Source organism: Pseudomonas cichorii (assembly GCF_018343775.1).
GTDB classification, from domain to species: Bacteria; Pseudomonadota; Gammaproteobacteria; order Pseudomonadales; family Pseudomonadaceae; genus Aquipseudomonas; species Aquipseudomonas cichorii.
Map to the genome: position 1 here is coordinate 4,859,458 of NZ_CP074349.1, position 15,586 is coordinate 4,875,043.

Here is a 15,586-nt window from a genome sequence, read left to right on the forward strand (position 1 = left end):
CCTATTCCCGGATAAATCCGGTCCTACATGATTCGATATATGGACAAGCCATCCAATCGCCTTGAACTAAACTCATGTCAGACCGCAGACAGGGACGCTTGCGAATGAATATGGCACTGCACACTCACACACCCAGGCTGCTCGTTATCGATCCGCGTGGATTGGCGCTACGCAGCGTTGAGTTTTGCCGCAGCAAGCAGGATCAACCTGCCGATGAGCGGGTAACCTGCCAGGCCTACGATGCCGCGGGACGTCTGGTCAGCCAGCGTGATCCTCGTCTTGCACTTCCCAACCTCAGCACGACTTACAGCCTCAGCAATCAGGCGTTGCTGACCGAAAGCGTCGACGCCGGCTGGCGGCTCGGGTTATTGAACGAAGCAGGCTTGCCGGTTGAAGGGTGGGACAGTCGCGGTAGCCGACGCCAGGTTGAATACGATGCTGTGTTGCGTCCGTTGGCAATCACCGAAGACGGGCTGGTAACCGAGCGGCTTGACTACGGTGGGCCAGATGGTTTTGAGCACAACCAGTGCAACCAGCTCATTCGCCATGACGATACGGCGGGGACTCGCCATCTGCCGGATTACGGTTTGCTCGGGGCTGCACTGATCGAAGCTCGGCATTTTCTGCATGCCTTGGAAACACCGGACTGGCCACTGGCCGAAGCAGAGCGCGATGCCCTTCTGGAGAGCGACAGCCTGGAAACACAGTGGGCGTTCAATACTCTGGGCGAACAGATTCGGCAGACCGATGCCATGGGTAATGCGCAGTCCCTCAAACAGACCGTAGCCGGGCAATTGAAAGCCGTCGATCTGAAGTCATCGAGCACCACGCAGACGCTGGTCAGTGATATCCAGTACAACGCCTTCAATCAGGTTGAGCAGGAAACCGCAGGCAATGGTGTGATCAGCCGCTCGCTCTACGATCCTCAAGATGGTCGTTTGATGGAAATTCGTGCGGGCGATCCAGCGTTGCAGCACCTCATCTACGCTTACGACCCGGTCGGTAATATCCTGCGAATCGAAGACGCTGCCCAACCGGTTCGCTTCTTCGCCAATCAGCGCGTCGAGGCGATTAATCACTGCCGCTACGACACACTCTATCAGTTGATCGAGGCCACGGGCCGCGAGGTCAATACCGGTGCCAGTCACGGCCCTGCCCTACCCGGCTTGCAGCCGCTGCCGCCCGATCCGAACCAGATCAGCAATTACACCCAAAACTACGATTACGACAGCGCCGGGAATCTGTTGCAGATGCGCCACGTCGGCGCGCAAAACTTTACCCGCACCATGCGTGTGGCAGAGGACAGCAATCGCAGCCTGCCCGAAGGTGAAACCGACGCGGACTTTGATACCGGCTTCGACCCCAACGGCAACCAGTTGCAACTGGTCCGTGGCCAGACGATGGAGTGGGATGTCCGCAACCAGTTACAGCAAATCACCACCGTCACCCGCGCCACCGAAGCCAGCGATAACGAGCGCTATATCTACGACGGCCAAGGGCAAAGATGCCGCAAGATCAACAGCACTCTGGCCTCCAGTCGCACGCTGAATAACGAGGTTCGCTACCTGCCGGGGCTGGAAATCCGCACCACTGCCGATGGAGAAGTTTTGCACGTCATCACAGCCCGAAACAGTCGGATACTGCACTGGCAGGCAGGTCTGCCGAGCGGCATCGCCAATGATCAAATCCGCTATAGCCTGAGCGATCACTTGGGCTCAAACACTCTGGAACTGGACCAGCAAGGCAACCTGATCAGCCAGGAAAGTTACTACCCGTTTGGCGGTACATCGTGGTGGGCTGCGCGCAGTGCTGTGGAAGCGAAATACAAGACAATTAGATATTCAGGTAAAGAGCGTGATGCCAGCGGGTTGTATTACTACGGGTTCAGGTATTACGCGCCATGGTTGCAGCGCTGGATCAACCCGGACCCGTCAGGCGATGTGGATGGGTTGAATCTCTTTTGCTTTGTCGAGAACAACCCCATCAATCGCATTGATCCAGATGGACAAAAAAACGAAATGGCCAGAGAACGTTGGAGGCTCGCGGTCGATGAAATCAAAGAACGGAAGAACACGAGTGACATAAGCGTCAAAACATTTGCCCCTGGCATAATTGCAGTGAGCATAGAAGGCAAGAATGAATTATTTTCAAGAATGGGGATAAATTTCGCTCGTCCCTTCAAAGGTAAACGCCAACTTTCTTATCTATCTCTAGAGTCGGATTATAAAAGCAAAATTTCAGGTGGCGACTACCGTTTCCCACTAAAGTCTGCACCCGGTTTCAAAATATATGAAGAGGCTGGCGCTCCGACGAGTAATTATATCGCCTTCATCAACGGTGGCTTCTATAACAACAGAGGTGAAGCATCACCCTCTGCACCTACACATGCAGCGATTGGGAAGATATTCATGGGAGGGAAGGAGAAAGCGTCAGTCGATATTCCCAAAGGTTACGAGCAGTATTATGTCCCCCTTACCATGAGTGATGGCTCGACCATTCACACAGGCCCATTATTGACGTCCGGAGGCAAGCTTGAGTTTACTGAAGAGCACTTGAAGGATAAAAAATTCCAATACTCCCCAGAGACGGCTGCCCCCGGACAACTGGGACATGCAGGCACGCCCAATCAGCGTTCGGGCATCAGTATGCCGGTCGTGTTCGATAAAGAATCCAGAATTCGTATCGCAGTAGGTTTGGGTGGAGGCAGAACGCAAAGCTCCCGTGCCTATACAATGCCCGAATGGGCAAATGTAATGCTCAAACTGGATAGTATGAATGCGACATCAGGCTGGTCAGTCAATCTGGATGGTGGCGACAGTTCCGTGTTGGGTGTTGTCTCCCGTAACGGGACCATACTTATGGATCAAGCGGCACTGGCTAATCATAAGCGAAGAATACCCAACTTCATTACCTTTTATAAATAAGTGTAACTTTCGCTCGCGAATGAATTCGTTCCAACATCACCGCTTAGTTGCGCCGATCCAGCAGATTGACCACCAACCGATCAATCCAGCCCCAAAGCCGCTGCTTGACCCGGCGCCACAAAGGTCGGGCTTTCCAGGCGTCCAGAGTAATTTCGGTGCTCTGGGCGAAATCCTTGTCGAAGCTGGCAACCACATCGCGGGTCAGGTCCGGGTCGATGGCTTCGAGGTTGGCCTCAAGGTTGAAGCGCAGGTTCCAGTGATCGAAATTGCAGGAACCAATGCTGACCCAGTCATCGATCAGCACCATTTTCAGGTGCAGGAATCGCGGCCGGTACTCGAAGATTTTCACTCCGGCCCTGAGCAGACGCGGGTAATAGCGATGCCCGGCGTAACGCACCGAGGGATGATCGGTACGCGGGCCGGTAAGCAGCAAGCGAACATCGACACCTCGCAAAGCCGCCTTGCGCAGCGAGCGGCGAACTTTCCAGGTGGGCAGAAAATATGGCGTCGCCAGCCAGATACGCTTCTGGCCGCTGTTCAGCGCGCGGACCAGAGACTGCACGATATCGCGATGCTGACGCGCATCGGCGTAAGCCACGCGCCCTAGGCCGTGACCGGACTCAGGAATTCTTGGCAGATGCCTGAGACCGAAGTCTTCCATGGGTCGCCAGGCCGTGCGGTGCAGGTTGGCGTGGAACTGACGGTCGAACAACGCCTGCCAGTCGATCACCAGCGGGCCGGTGATTTCCACCATCACTTCATGCCACTGGCTGACCGGATGGCTCGGCTCCCAGAATTCATCCGTGACACCCGTACCGCCCACCACCGCCAATGCCTTGTCCACCACCAGCACCTTGCGATGATCGCGGTAAAAATTGCGGATGCCCCGTCGCCAGCGAATCGGGTTATAGAACCGCAGGATCACCCCGGCGTCGGTCAGTTGCCTGCGCAATCCGGTGCTGAAAGCCTGAGAGCCGAAGTCGTCAAACAGACAGCGCACGATCACACCGCGTCGTGCGGCTTCGGCCAACGCTCGAACGATGGCGTCCGCACAGGCGCCTGCTTCGACCAGATACAGCTCCAGATCGACCTGCTGCTCGGCGCGGTCGATGGCGGCGATCATGCGCGGGAAAAACGTCGGGCCATCAATCAGCAGTTGAAAGTGGTTGTCCGGCCGCCAGGGAAAGATCGCTCCCGCCACGTCAGCGTGCCGTGAAGATCAAAACAGCGGTAGCGAGGGTGGCGTGGGCAAGCAGCTTGGGCATGAAAACTCCGAATGCACATTCAAGGGCAACCTTATCCGCCTGTCAGACCGCTGGCAAACAACTCGGTTCGTCTCTCAAGGTGCATCAGGCAGCAAACGACACCCCTGACGTGTGCCCTGCCACGCCGCAACGCTGCTGCGTCCCAACCCGCTGGCACTGACCGACTTGTTTAGTGAGTCATCCGTCAGGGTAGCGGGAATGTATTGCTTGACGTAACTGCGGCAGTAATCGGCAGGATTGTTCATCACATAACGGCACGAACAGTACTCCTTGGCCGTGTAGGCACTGATGATGGTGGGGAACGCTTGCAAGGCAACACGGTATTGCCAGGCGAGTACGGAGATCATCAAGAGCGCCAACAAGAGCAGACTGCTGAAGGGACGACGCAGGATAAACATTCGACGTGCGCTCATTGCCCGCCCTCCTTGCCGAAGGCCACCTGTAATAGCTTGAGCATCCGGTTGTGGTCGTAGCTGCCATCGCGGTCATCGGCATAGCGCACGATGACGAGCTTTTCGCTGGGGATCACATACAGCGCCTGCCCCCAATGCCCAAGCGCCGCGAAGGTCTCGGGCGGAGCATCCGGCCACGGGCCATGGCCACCGTCATGGGTCCGATTGAGCCACCAATGTCCGCCCGGCACTTCGGCGCTCGCTTGTACGTTCTGGCCGCTAAAAGGCGTCAGGACAAAATCCACCCAGGCGGTCGGCAGCAACTGTTGTTGCTGCCAACGCCCGCCGCGCTGCATCAACAGGCCAATACGCGCCAGGTCACGGGCGGTAATGTAGGTGTAGGAAGAACCGACGAAGGTGCCGCTGCCATCGGTTTCCCATGTCGCACTGCCAATGCCAAGCGGGTCGAACAGCGCGGTCCATGGATAGTCCTGGTAAACCTGTTCACCCACCATGTTTTTCAAGGCGGCGGACAGAACATTGCTGTCGCCACTGGAATATCGATACGACGTGCCCGCAGCGCTGGCAATCCCATGGCTGGCCGTAAAACGGGCCATGTCGTCACGACCTCGGGTGTAAAGCATGGCCACGACCGATGAGTTAAGCGGCGCGTATTCATAGTCTTCCTGCCAGTCGAGGCCCGATGCCCAGTGCAGGAGGTCTTGAACGGTCATGTCTGGATGCGTCTTGAGCGGGCTGTAGAACTTTGCGACGGGATCATTCAACTGGAAACGCCCTTGCCCGAATGCCACCCCCAACACAGTGGCCAACACACTCTTGCTGATTGACCAGGTCAGGTGTGGCGTCTGGGCCGTTGTGACTCCGGCATAGCGTTCATAGACGATACGACCGTCACGAATCACCAGCAGGGCATCGCTGCGAACACCTGCGCGGGTCGTGTCGTCACGGGGCGCAAAAGCGTAGTCCTCAAGCGCCTTGAGCGCGGCTGTCGGCGTAACGGGCTCAACGACCCATTGCTCACCTGGCCAGTCTTCGGCCAGTGCCGCAAAGGCATTCAGGCCCACAAGCAAAAGCAGACATAACCGGACAAAACGACGGGACATGGCCAAAGTCTCTGGAGAATAACCGGGCAACCTTAGCAGGGGTTCGTGACAGAACAGATCTCTGGCGGGAGCACATTGGGTGGTGCGAATGAGGTGGGAGCCAATTCATTCGCGAAGGCTAACAACCAACACCATCACCCGCCCCCGTCACACAACCATCACCAAAGCTTCACCTCCATGACACGACGGCTCCCTAGCCTGCACATACAGCAAGCGCTTGGACAATTCAGTCAACCGGCCGCACTTGCATGGCTGGCTTATGGAGATTTCGCATGACCCAGATTGCCCGCATCCGTGACAACACTTCTGACCGTCGTCTTCAGGCCGAACGCCTGATCGGTGCACACGCCCTGCAGGAAGCTCAGGCGTTGCGTTTCAGCGTGTTCAGCGAAGAATTCAACGCCCGTCTCAAAGGCGCTGAACTGGGTCTGGATATTGATGACTACGATGTCCACTGCTCGCATATCGGTGTTCGCGACCTCAACACCGGTCGCCTGGTCGCCACCACCCGTTTGCTCGATCACAAGGCCGCAAGCTCTCTGGGCCGCTTCTACAGCGAAGAAGAATTCAGCTTGCACGGCCTGCTGCATCTGCAAGGCCCGATCCTGGAGCTGGGCCGCACCTGCGTTGACCCGGCCTACCGCAACGGCGGCACCATCGCCGTGTTGTGGAGCGAACTGGCGGAAGTCCTCAACGAAGGTGGTTACAGCTACCTGATGGGCTGCGCCAGCATTCCGATGCAGGACGGCGGCATTCAGGCTCATGCGATCATGCAGCGTTTGCGCGAACGCTATCTGTGCACCGAAAACCTGCGCGCCGAACCCAAGAACCCGCTGCCGACCCTCGACATTCCAAACAACGTGATCTGCGAGATGCCGCCACTGCTCAAGGCCTACATGCGCCTGGGTGCAAAGATCTGCGGCGAACCTTGCTGGGATGAAGATTTCCAGGTCGCCGATGTATTCATCCTGCTCAAGCGCGACGAGCTGTGCCCGCGCTATGCCCGCCACTTCAAGGCAGCCGTGTGATGAGCCGCCTGCGCAGCCATGCGCGTGTTGCACGGGTGTTGCTGGTGATTGCTGTAGGGCTGACGATTGCCGCAGCCTTTGCGGTGATGGAGCGTTTGAAAGTCGGCAGTTCCATGGAACGCCGACAACGCTGGACTCGCTGGTTCATGGCTCGCCTGACCAATGCCCTGCCCTTTCGTGTGACGGTCAGCGGCAAGCTGCCGACTCAGCCAATGCTGTGGGTCAGCAACCATGTGTCATGGACGGATATTCCACTGCTGGGCATGCTCGCGCCGCTGTCGTTTCTGTCCAAGGCCGAGGTACGGACCTGGCCGGTTGCGGGCTGGCTGGCGCTCAAGGCAGGCACCTTGTTCATTCGTCGTGGCTCGGGCGACAGCCGCCTGATCCAGCGCCAGATGGGCAGCCATCTGCAACACGGCACGCCATTGGTGATTTTCCCGGAAGGCACCACCACCGATGGCCGTGCCCTGCGCACCTTCCACGGTCGCCTGCTGTCCAGCGCCATCGAAACAGGCGTGGCCTTGCAACCCGTGGCGATTGCCTATTCACGCGACGGCAAGCCGGACCCGATTGCGCCGTTCATTGGTGATGACGATCTGCTGTCGCACTTGCGCCGCCTGTTCGCCAACGATCAGGGCGATGTGCATATCCATCTGCTGGAGCCGATTCCCACTGCCGGCCTGGAACGTGCCGCACTGGCATTTCAGGCACAACAGGCAGTTCAGGTGGCGCTGTTTGGTGAAACCGCTCAGCCGAGCGAAGCGGTGTCGCGCCCAGCCAGGGCTGCTTGAGCGAAGTCCTGCAACAGCGGATAGAACTCATCGAAATCCGCACTCAAGGGTTGGTACAGCGCCTGCAATTCCTGCATGGCACCGGCCAACCCTTCAGGCCGTGACAGACGCCTGGAAATCCCGCCCAGCACTTGCTCCAGCACCTCGAACTCCCGATACGAACCCAGCCAGTCCTGCGCCGCCATGCGCGGCGCAATCAGTGCCAGGCGCTCTGGCAATTGAGGCTCAGCGGCCAGTGCACCGTAGACCTTGCGGGTAAAGGTTTGCAGCGGGATATCGGCATAGCGGTGCCAGTCCCGTGCCAGGCAATGGTCGAAAAAGACATCCAGCATGATCCCCGCATAACGTCGCCGCTGCACCGGGAAACGAGCCATCGCATCCTTGATCAGCGGATGGTTGTCGGTGAATGAATCGATGCTGCGATGCAGCCGGATCGAGGCTTCCAGCTCCGCAGGAAAACGCCCCGGCAAAGGCCCTTTGACGAAATCGCCATACAGGCTGCCGAGCAATTGGGCGGGCCGTTGGCCGCCAAGATGAAGGTGTGCGAGGTAATTCATGGAGCAAAGCCTACGCCGTTTTCAGAGTGCCGGTCTATATATCGTTATAACCCGATATACCGATTTGATCCTTGCTTAGCGCAATTGCATATTTGTATATCGCGAAATACAGATATAAAGTTCGCTCCATCGCGATATACCGTTAACTGAGAACGACATGACCATCGACCTCGACGAAATAATAAAAGCCCTGGCGCACCCCTTGCGCCGCGAGATCCTGACCTGGCTCAAGGATCCGCGAGCCAGCTTTCCGACTCAGGAATACTCCATCGAACACGGCGTGTGCGCCGGTCAGATCGATCAGCGTGCAGGGATGTCGCAATCCACGGTTTCAGCCCACCTCGCCACTCTGCAACGCGCAGGCCTGATCAGCAGCAAAAAGGTCGGGCAATGGCATTTCTTCAGACGCAATGAAGAAACCATCGAAGCCTTCGTCAAAGCCCTGGTGCAGGAACTGGACAACCAGTCATGACGCCCCAGCCCCCAAGGAGACGCCACGTGCCCTTTCCCTTACTTATTCTGGCCCTGAGCGCCTTTGCCATCGGCACCACTGAATTCGTCATCATGGGCCTGCTGCCCAATGTCGCCGCCGACCTGGGTGTTTCGATCCCCGGCGCCGGCTGGCTGGTGACCGGTTATGCACTGGGGGTAGCCATAGGAGCCCCGTTCATGGCCCTGGCCACCGCCAAGTTGCCGCGCAAGGCCGCACTGGTCACGCTGATGGGTATTTTCATCATCGGTAATCTGCTCTGCGCGCTGGCCAGCGACTACGACGTGCTGATGTTCGCCCGTGTCGTCACAGCCCTGTGCCATGGCGCATTCTTCGGGATCGGTTCAGTGGTTGCCGCAGGCCTGGTCCCGGCCAACCGCCGCGCTTCTGCCGTAGCACTGATGTTTACCGGCCTGACGCTGGCCAACGTGCTGGGCGTGCCGCTGGGCACAGCACTGGGTCAATACGCGGGCTGGCGTTCGACCTTCTGGGCCGTGACCATTATCGGCGTCATTGCCTTCATCGGTCTGGTTCGCTTCCTGCCGGGCAACCGCGAGGAAGAAAAACTCGACATGCGTGCCGAACTGGCCGCACTCAAGGGCGCCGGTATCTGGCTGTCGCTGAGCATGACTGCCCTGTTCGCAGCGTCGGTATTCACCCTGTTCACTTACGTTGCGCCATTGCTGGGCGAAGTGACTGGCGTGTCGCCGAACGGCGTGACCTGGACCCTGCTGTTGATCGGCCTGGGCCTGACAGCGGGCAATGTCCTGGGCGGCAAGATGGCTGACCGCAGCATCCCGACCACCCTGATTGGCGTGTTCATCGCCATGGCTGTGATTTCCACCATCCTGAGCTGGAGCAGCGTGGCGCTGATCCCGGCTGAAATCACCCTCTTCCTCTGGGCGGTTGCTGCCTTTGCCGCAGTGCCTGCCTTGCAGATCAATGTCGTGACCTTCGGCAAGGCCGCACCGAATCTGGTATCGACCCTGAATATCGGCGCCTTCAACGTCGGCAATGCGCTGGGCGCGTGGGTCGGCGGCAGTGTCATCGCTCATGGCCTTGGCCTGACCAGCGTGCCACTGGCCGCAGCCGTGCTGGCCGTGCTTGCACTGCTGGTCACCCTGATTACTTTCCGCCAGACCGCCAATCCCGATCTGGCTCCTGCTACCAACTGATCATTTAAGAGGGTTCGACGCATGACAACTATCTTTGACCCGATCACCGTGGGCGATCTGCAACTGCCTAACCGCATCATCATGGCGCCACTGACGCGCTGCCGCGCCGACGAAGGCCGCATACCGAATGCGATGATGGCCGAGTACTACGTACAGCGCGCCTCGGCAGGCCTGATCATCAGCGAAGCCACTTCGGTCACGCCGCTGGGCGTGGGTTACCCGGATACGCCAGGTATCTGGTCCAACGATCAGGTTCGCGGCTGGAGCAATATCACCAAGGCGGTACATGGCGCCGGTGGCCGCATTGTCATGCAACTGTGGCACGTAGGGCGTATTTCCCACCCTTCGTACCTGAACGACGAAACACCTGTAGCACCGAGCGCAATCAAGCCGGCTGGCCATGTGAGCCTGCTGCGTCCCAAGTCCGACTTCGTGACACCTCGCGCGCTGGAACTGGCGGAAATCGGTGATGTGATAGAGGCCTACCGGGTCGGCGCAGAAAACGCCAAGGCTGCCGGTTTCGATGGCGTGGAGCTGCATGCCGCCAACGGTTACCTGATCGATCAGTTCCTGCAGACCAGCACCAACCAGCGCAACGACCAATACGGCGGCACTCTGGAAAACCGTGCCCGTCTTTTGCTGGAAGTCACCGACGCAATCATCGAAATCTGGGGCCCGGGCCGTGTCGGTGTGCATCTGGCACCACGCGCCGACCTGCATGACATGGGCGACGACAACCTGGCCGAAACCTTCGGCTATGTAGCGACTGAACTGGGCAAGCGCGGCATCGCATTCCTGTGCTCCCGGGAAAAGGAAGCAGGCGACAGCCTCGGGCCGCAACTCAAGAAAGCCTTTGGTGGCGTTTACATCGCCAACGAAAGATTCACCAAGGCCAGCAGTAATGCCTGGCTGGCAGAAGGCAAGGCCGATGCCGTGGCCTTCGGTGTGCCTTATATCGCCAACCCGGATCTGGTAGAGCGCCTGGAAAAGGATGCTCCGCTGAACCCGGCCATTCCTGAAACCTTCTACGGCAAAGGCCCGGTTGGCTATATCGATTACCCACGCCTGTAATCACAAAAAACACCACAAAGCCCTGACTCGAAAGAGCCAGGGCTTTTTTGCATCAGAACACTTTTACTTACTTTGTACTTTCAACAGAGCCCTGCACATTACCGTCTGCATCCGTGATCGTGCCATCGGCCAACTTCCAGCGACCATCCGGATACTTCACCGAACCATCGGCCAGCAACCAGGTGCCATCTTTATACAGATAGCTACCATCGACATACTGCGTGGTGCCATCGGCATGCACGATAGTACCGTCCACGTTCTGCACGGTGCCGTCAGGGCTGGTGACCGATTGCCCTTGCGCATCGGCAACACTCCCATTGGGATAAGTGACGGTCCCGTTGGGGTTGAATACGCTATTGAGCGGATGGACCAATTGCAGAACACCCGTTGCCGTATTGATTACGTTCAATGTTGTTTCCAGACGCGATGGTCGCACTGGAGCAGGCGGCAGACTTGAAGCATTGATGCTGGGCGCAGAGCCGCTGAAAACCGGTGTTGGCGGGACCGGGCTGACTGCAGGCTTTTTAGCTGTCGGCTTGACGGGCAGAACAGGCTTGACCGGCGGCTTGGTCGGTAGTGTCGGTTTGACCGGAGGCTTGGGAGGTGCCACTGGCTTGACCGGAGGCTGTTTCGGTTTGGTAGGAAACTTCGGTGGCTTGGTGGGAGGCCAGCCTGGCTTGGGTGGTTTTATCCCCACGCGGGGCCTTTGCTGCAAATCTGCAAGCTTGTCCGGCCCCGCAGGAACACCCACAACGTCACTATAATCGTCAGAACTTTTAAAACTTTCCTCAGCCCTGTTCGATACTTTATTTTCGACGCCTTTCATACTCTTGATTCCATTCATTATTTAAACTCCTATTTAAAACCGCACCTCCACAGTAATACCTGCCACCCAATATTTCGTATATTTATTTATTGAGTGAGATATTTTTACTTAACAAATTCAAACAAGAAACTCATTAAAAACAAAAATCGATTACTTATAAAAAACCGTCTAACCCTAATTAAAACGCGCACGAAAGAGTGCCTTTGCGCACTGTTCAAGCGCCTGTCACTGTCCCAAGGCGAGAACCTGAAATCGACCTGCCCCGCGACAAAGTTGCCACGGGGCAGGCCTGAACCTTATCGACTGGCGTTGACCTGCTGCGACAACGTCTGGATCTGGCTGGTCAGGGTGTTGATGCTGCGGGTCACCTGAGCGCGGAAGGCATCGAACTCGGCAGTATTGCCAGCACTGGCCGCCACAGGTGCCGGGCGGTTTTCCTGTTCGCTCTTGAGCACCACAAGGTCCTGTTCAAGGCGCTCGATGGCCGCTGACGGGTTGCCCTGTTTTTTCAGAGTCGCTACATCGGCACTCAGGCTCTTGAGCTGGGTGTCTAACTTGGCCTGATCGCTCTGGGCAGCTTTGAGGTCCGGCAATGCGGTCTTGAGGGCTGTCAGTTCGATAGCGACGTTCTTGAGCTGTTCCTGCAACTGCGCATTGTCATGCTGTTGCTGCGCAGCTTGTGTGGATATCTGCTCCAGACGCTTGTCCAGGCTGGTTTGCTGCCCTTCGACACCTGCGCGTTGCTTGTCCTGATCTTCCAGTTGCGCTTCAAGAAGCTTGATGCGCTGCTTGAGGGCTTCGCCATCGCTGCTCAGGGATTCGGTCGCGACCACCTTGCCGGAAATATCCTGTAGGCGACCGGCCGCTTCCTCGCTGATGCGGGCAAAACTTTCCTGGGTCGCGACCAGTTGCTGTTCCATCAGGGAAACCTGCTGGAAGCTCCACCAGCCCAGACCACAGAACGCAATGAACAAAGCGCCCACCAAAGCCCAGAGCGGACCGGTGCTCGGCCCTTTGACCTTGACCACCGGCGTGGTGCGCGAGTGCACAGTCGTGCGTTCACGAGCCCCTTTGGTAGGGACGAAATCATCGTCATCGTCGTCCTTGGCACTGAGGTTCGGAACGTCATCGACGTCGTCGTATGGATCGTTACGCATGGGTAACCCTTTAAAAGAAACGGTTGAAACCAAAGTTGCGCAGTATAACCGGGCTCTGTTGCCGTTTCAGCGCGAACCACCCTGCTGGGCCGACCACCAGCCACAGAACTCATCCAGCGCAGTCCATAGGCTGACTCTGGGCTGGTAATCCAGATAATGCCTGGCCCGGCTGATATCAAGCGTGAAATCCTTGTTCATGACCTGCATACCCAACCTCGACAGCGTGGGTTCAGGTCGACCCGGCCACAACAGGCATGCGCCTTCGTTGATCGCCGCGGCGGTATACGCCAACCGGTATGAGCGATAGCGCGTGACCTGAGGCAACTGCATCTGGCGCATCACATAGTTGATGGCATCCCACAGCGGGACCGGCGCACCATTGCTGATGTTATAGGCCTTGCCCAGCGCCGACCCGGTTGCCAGCAGGCTGCTTAACATGGCGTCGTTAAGATTCTGCATGCTGGTGAAATCCACCACGTTCAGGCCATTGCCCACGATTGCCAGACGCTTCTTGCGCTGCATGTGCAGCAGGCGCGGGAAAATGCTGGTGTCGCCCGCACCCGTGACAAAACGCGGCCGCAAGGCGATGACTTCAAGCCCGAACTCTTCAGCGCCAAACACCTTTTGCTCGGCCAGGTACTTGGTGCTGGCGTAGTGATTGTTCAAGCGCCTTGGCACTTGCTCTTCCTTGATGTCGCGGTGCGAACGTCCGTCGAAATAGATCGAAGGTGACGAGAGATGGACAAGCCGTCGCACTCTTTGTTTCAGACAGGCCTCGACAATGTTTTCGGTGAGCTGCACGTTGCCCTGGACGAAATCCTGGCGAGTCCCCCATAAACCGACCGCACCGGCGCAATGCACCACGGCCTCCACGTCATGACACAAGGCCTTGACCAGTTCCGGGTCCGCCAGATCACCCTGGATGAACTCGGCGCCGCGTCGTACCAGATGCTCGACACCTTCGGCCCGACGGCCATTGATGCGCACGCTCATGCCCTGCTCCAGAGCGAAGCGCGCAAAGCGTCCGCCGATGAAGCCGCTTGCGCCGGTGACCAGAATCTTCATTTACCGCTCCCACATTTCATATGTCTGCACTGACGCTCACTTGTCGTTCAGGGGCACCAGCCACTTGCTCGCCTGCTGCACCAGGTTCTCAGTGAGGCGCGTCAGCAATTGCCCGCCATTGCGCCAGTGGTGCCAATACAAGGGCACATCGATGTAGCGTTCAGGCACCAGTTCGCGCAGCGAGCCTTGCTGCAATTGCGTCTGCACCTGCAACTCGGGCACCAGCCCCCAGCCGACACCCGCCTCTATCATCCGCACAAACCCTTCGGACGAAGGGCACAGATGATGCTCGAAACCGCCCTCGCACCCAAGCAGGGCAAGGTAGCGGTGCTGTAAAAAGTCATCGGGGCCAAACACAAGGGCCGCTGAACGCATCAGCTTTTCAGGGCTGACGCCTTCGGCGAAATACCGTTCGATGAACGCCGGGCTGGCCAGCGCACGATAGCGCATGGCACCCAGCAACTGGCTGCGGGCGCCGGCCACCGGTCGCTCGCTGCCACACAGGCAGGCGGCCACTTCACCGGCGCGCATGCGCTTGAGGCCGACGTCCTGATCCTCGACCACCAGATCCAGCAACAGACGTTGCTCGGCACAGAAGGCACCCACTGTCGGCGCCCACCAGGTCGCCAGACTGTCGGCATTGATCGCGATGCGCAGCCGTTCAGGCAGGCCATTTTCGTCCAGCGCAGGCACCAGGCCTTGCAGGTCACGTTCCAGCAGACGCACCTGCTGCACGTGGTTGAGCAGGCGTCTGCCGATATCGGTAGGCGTGGGTGGCGTGGCCCGTACCAGCACCGGCTGGCCAATGCGCGCTTCAAGCAGCTTGATGCGTTGCGAGACGGCCGACTGGGACAACCCCAATACCTGAGCGGCACGTTCAAAACCTGCCTGCTCAATGACAGCCGCCAGGGCTGACAGTAACTTGTAATCGAACATCAGTTTTCCTAATGAGGAATCAGGAATATTTGTTTTTCTTATACACCCAGAGGCCAGACAATCGCTACCTCTCCTCGGCATTGCGGAATTCATTTCATGTGGCAAAGTTACTTCAACGGCCTGTTGGTCGCGGGCGGCCTGATCATGGCCATCGGTGCACAGAATGCTTTTGTCCTGGCACAGGGACTGAGACGCGAACACCACGTGCCGGTGGCGATGCTGTGTATCCTCTGCGATGCGATTCTCGTCGCTGTAGGGGTTTTCGGTCTGGCGAATGTCCTGGTGCAGAACCCGACCTTGCTGGCGATCGCACGCTGGGGCGGCGTGATCTTCCTGACCTGGTACGGCGTGCAGGCCTTGCGTCGCGCCTGTTCGCGCCAGAGCCTTGAGCAAAGTGCGACCGCTGGCCAAAGATCGCGTCGTGCAGTGCTGCTCAGCGCTCTGGCAGTCACGCTGCTCAATCCGCACGTGTATCTCGATACGGTCCTGCTGATCGGCTCGCTGGGTGCGCAGCAAAGTGCGCCAGGCGCCTATGTCGCCGGTGCCGCCAGCGCTTCGTTTCTGTGGTTCTCGACCCTCGCCATCGGCGCGGCCTGGCTTGCCCCATGGCTGGCACGCCCGGCTACGTGGAGGCTGCTCGATCTGATGGTGGCAGTGATGATGTTCAGTGTGGCGGCACAATTGATCAGGGCTGACTGAAAGGCTTTTCCTTTTAGTGATAAATGGATACAACGGCTCTGGAACCTTTATCCCACACACTTGTTGCGTGGTTAAGCCGAAGGCCC

General features: G+C 58.1%; 15 protein-coding genes. 7 read left to right on the forward strand and 8 right to left on the reverse strand.

Annotated elements, in window-relative coordinates; translation table 11 throughout:
* The first annotated feature begins 104 nt into the window (after nt 1-104).
* On the forward strand, nt 105-2,924 hold the full coding sequence (locus KGD89_RS20620; protein ID WP_051427745.1) for an RHS repeat-associated core domain-containing protein: 2,820 nt from the start codon (nt 105-107) through the stop codon (nt 2,922-2,924).
* Nucleotides 2,925-2,967: 43 nt separating this feature from the next.
* Here the strand turns inward: KGD89_RS20620 and KGD89_RS20625 are convergent, their stop codons facing one another.
* The 3 genes from KGD89_RS20625 to KGD89_RS20635 form a co-directional block, all read right to left on the reverse strand.
* Entirely contained in the window at nt 2,968-4,125 is a 1,158-nt protein-coding gene (locus KGD89_RS20625) for a phospholipase D-like domain-containing protein (RefSeq protein ID WP_025261658.1), read from the reverse strand.
* 138 nt (nt 4,126-4,263) lie between these two features.
* Nucleotides 4,264-4,602: a hypothetical protein gene (locus tag KGD89_RS20630; protein ID WP_025261659.1), complete on the reverse strand. Its 339-nt coding sequence runs from the start codon at nt 4,600-4,602 to the stop codon at nt 4,264-4,266.
* Nucleotides 4,599-5,705, reverse strand: coding sequence for a serine hydrolase domain-containing protein (locus KGD89_RS20635; protein ID WP_025261660.1), 1,107 nt, complete (start codon nt 5,703-5,705; stop codon nt 4,599-4,601). The genes KGD89_RS20630 and KGD89_RS20635 overlap by 4 nt, the downstream gene beginning before the upstream one ends.
* A 272-nt stretch (nt 5,706-5,977) precedes the next feature.
* Between KGD89_RS20635 and olsB the strand changes: the two genes are divergently transcribed.
* Together olsB and KGD89_RS20645 are read left to right on the forward strand one after the other, a co-directional pair.
* On the forward strand, nt 5,978-6,733 hold the full coding sequence (gene olsB, locus KGD89_RS20640; RefSeq protein WP_025261661.1) for an L-ornithine N(alpha)-acyltransferase: 756 nt from the start codon (nt 5,978-5,980) through the stop codon (nt 6,731-6,733).
* Nucleotides 6,733-7,524, forward strand: coding sequence for a lysophospholipid acyltransferase family protein (locus KGD89_RS20645; RefSeq protein ID WP_025261662.1), 792 nt, complete (start codon nt 6,733-6,735; stop codon nt 7,522-7,524). Before olsB ends, KGD89_RS20645 begins: the two co-directional genes overlap by 1 nt.
* Here the strand turns inward: KGD89_RS20645 and KGD89_RS20650 are convergent.
* On the reverse strand, nt 7,482-8,081 hold the full coding sequence (locus KGD89_RS20650; RefSeq protein ID WP_025261663.1) for an acyl carrier protein phosphodiesterase: 600 nt from the start codon (nt 8,079-8,081) through the stop codon (nt 7,482-7,484). The genes KGD89_RS20645 and KGD89_RS20650 overlap by 43 nt on opposite strands.
* A gap of 157 nt (nt 8,082-8,238) precedes the next feature.
* Here KGD89_RS20650 and KGD89_RS20655 point away from each other — a divergent pair, with 157 nt between their 5' ends.
* From KGD89_RS20655 to KGD89_RS20665, 3 genes are read left to right on the forward strand one after another with little or no spacing between them, the layout of a single operon-like run.
* On the forward strand, nt 8,239-8,553 hold the full coding sequence (locus tag KGD89_RS20655; protein WP_025261664.1) for an ArsR/SmtB family transcription factor: 315 nt from the start codon (nt 8,239-8,241) through the stop codon (nt 8,551-8,553).
* Nucleotides 8,554-8,579: 26 nt separating this feature from the next.
* Nucleotides 8,580-9,746, forward strand: coding sequence for an MFS transporter (locus KGD89_RS20660; RefSeq protein WP_025261665.1), 1,167 nt, complete (start codon nt 8,580-8,582; stop codon nt 9,744-9,746).
* A gap of 21 nt (nt 9,747-9,767) precedes the next feature.
* The gene (locus KGD89_RS20665) at nt 9,768-10,817 is read left to right on the forward strand and encodes an alkene reductase (RefSeq protein ID WP_025261666.1); all 1,050 of its coding nucleotides are present in this window, start codon (nt 9,768-9,770) and stop codon (nt 10,815-10,817) included.
* Between the two features lie 67 nt (nt 10,818-10,884).
* Here KGD89_RS20665 and KGD89_RS20670 read toward each other — a convergent pair whose 3' ends face one another.
* The 4 genes from KGD89_RS20670 to KGD89_RS20685 form a co-directional block, all read right to left on the reverse strand.
* Nucleotides 10,885-11,427 (reverse strand): hypothetical protein, encoded by a 543-nt coding sequence (locus tag KGD89_RS20670; protein WP_143008667.1) that lies wholly within the window; start codon nt 11,425-11,427, stop codon nt 10,885-10,887.
* 512 nt (nt 11,428-11,939) lie between these two features.
* Nucleotides 11,940-12,800 (reverse strand): ATPase, encoded by an 861-nt coding sequence (locus KGD89_RS20675; RefSeq protein WP_025261668.1) that lies wholly within the window; start codon nt 12,798-12,800, stop codon nt 11,940-11,942.
* Nucleotides 12,801-12,866: 66 nt separating this feature from the next.
* Nucleotides 12,867-13,865, reverse strand: a complete 999-nt coding sequence (locus tag KGD89_RS20680) for an NAD-dependent epimerase/dehydratase family protein (RefSeq protein ID WP_025261669.1) — start codon at nt 13,863-13,865, stop codon at nt 12,867-12,869.
* A gap of 36 nt (nt 13,866-13,901) precedes the next feature.
* Nucleotides 13,902-14,801, reverse strand: coding sequence for a LysR family transcriptional regulator ArgP (locus KGD89_RS20685; RefSeq protein WP_025261670.1), 900 nt, complete (start codon nt 14,799-14,801; stop codon nt 13,902-13,904).
* Between the two features lie 96 nt (nt 14,802-14,897).
* Between KGD89_RS20685 and KGD89_RS20690 the strand changes: the two genes are divergently transcribed.
* Nucleotides 14,898-15,500, forward strand: a complete 603-nt coding sequence (locus KGD89_RS20690) for a LysE/ArgO family amino acid transporter (protein ID WP_025261671.1) — start codon at nt 14,898-14,900, stop codon at nt 15,498-15,500.
* Nucleotides 15,501-15,586 lie beyond the last annotated feature (86 nt).

What these genes read in the sequence shown, in the direction of transcription:
- KGD89_RS20650 (WP_025261663.1), bottom strand. Translation starts at nt 8,081, where the DNA reads ATGAATTACCTCGCACACCTTCATCTTGGCGGCCAACGGCCCGCCCAA.
- olsB (WP_025261661.1), top strand. Translation starts at nt 5,978, where the DNA reads ATGACCCAGATTGCCCGCATCCGTGACAACACTTCTGACCGTCGTCTT.
- KGD89_RS20635 (WP_025261660.1), bottom strand. Translation starts at nt 5,705, where the DNA reads ATGTCCCGTCGTTTTGTCCGGTTATGTCTGCTTTTGCTTGTGGGCCTG.
- KGD89_RS20655 (WP_025261664.1), top strand. Translation starts at nt 8,239, where the DNA reads ATGACCATCGACCTCGACGAAATAATAAAAGCCCTGGCGCACCCCTTG.
- KGD89_RS20690 (WP_025261671.1), top strand. Translation starts at nt 14,898, where the DNA reads ATGTGGCAAAGTTACTTCAACGGCCTGTTGGTCGCGGGCGGCCTGATC.
- KGD89_RS20665 (WP_025261666.1), top strand. Translation starts at nt 9,768, where the DNA reads ATGACAACTATCTTTGACCCGATCACCGTGGGCGATCTGCAACTGCCT.
- KGD89_RS20675 (WP_025261668.1), bottom strand. Translation starts at nt 12,800, where the DNA reads ATGCGTAACGATCCATACGACGACGTCGATGACGTTCCGAACCTCAGT.
- KGD89_RS20680 (WP_025261669.1), bottom strand. Translation starts at nt 13,865, where the DNA reads ATGAAGATTCTGGTCACCGGCGCAAGCGGCTTCATCGGCGGACGCTTT.
- KGD89_RS20620 (WP_051427745.1), top strand. Translation starts at nt 105, where the DNA reads ATGAATATGGCACTGCACACTCACACACCCAGGCTGCTCGTTATCGAT.
- KGD89_RS20645 (WP_025261662.1), top strand. Translation starts at nt 6,733, where the DNA reads ATGAGCCGCCTGCGCAGCCATGCGCGTGTTGCACGGGTGTTGCTGGTG.
- KGD89_RS20685 (WP_025261670.1), bottom strand. Translation starts at nt 14,801, where the DNA reads ATGTTCGATTACAAGTTACTGTCAGCCCTGGCGGCTGTCATTGAGCAG.
- KGD89_RS20630 (WP_025261659.1), bottom strand. Translation starts at nt 4,602, where the DNA reads ATGAGCGCACGTCGAATGTTTATCCTGCGTCGTCCCTTCAGCAGTCTG.